This window comes from Priestia sp. SIMBA_032, from assembly GCF_046535215.1.
GTDB classification, from domain to species: Bacteria; Bacillota; Bacilli; order Bacillales; family Bacillaceae_H; genus Priestia; species Priestia aryabhattai.
On the sequence record NZ_JAWRXD010000904.1, the window covers coordinates 1 to 262 of the forward strand.

The following is a 262-nucleotide window of genomic DNA, read 5'->3' on the forward strand; positions in this document are numbered from 1 at the left end:
GTTATATACATAATTAAAAATTCAGTTCTTTTACGCTTAAATGAGGCTGTTCTCATGCCCCATATTAATACACTAATTCCTACAAAAATCATAATCGGATATCCGATTAATTCAATTAAAGAATAAGACAAACGATGGTCGGCTTCACTAAAAAATACACTCTTCATCATCGTGAATGCTAATAAATTTATAATAAAGTAAAGCAATAATTTATAATTCCCTTTTTTATCAACTTCCATCTCTTTGGCAAGTTGATTTGCAT

Annotated in this window: 1 protein-coding gene; it reads right to left on the reverse strand. The window is 28.6% G+C overall.

The genetic code is table 11. The features are described from left to right. Positions 1 to 262: HAAS domain-containing protein (locus SB717_RS36945; protein WP_410908058.1), on the reverse strand; the 262-nt coding region annotated here is incomplete at both ends.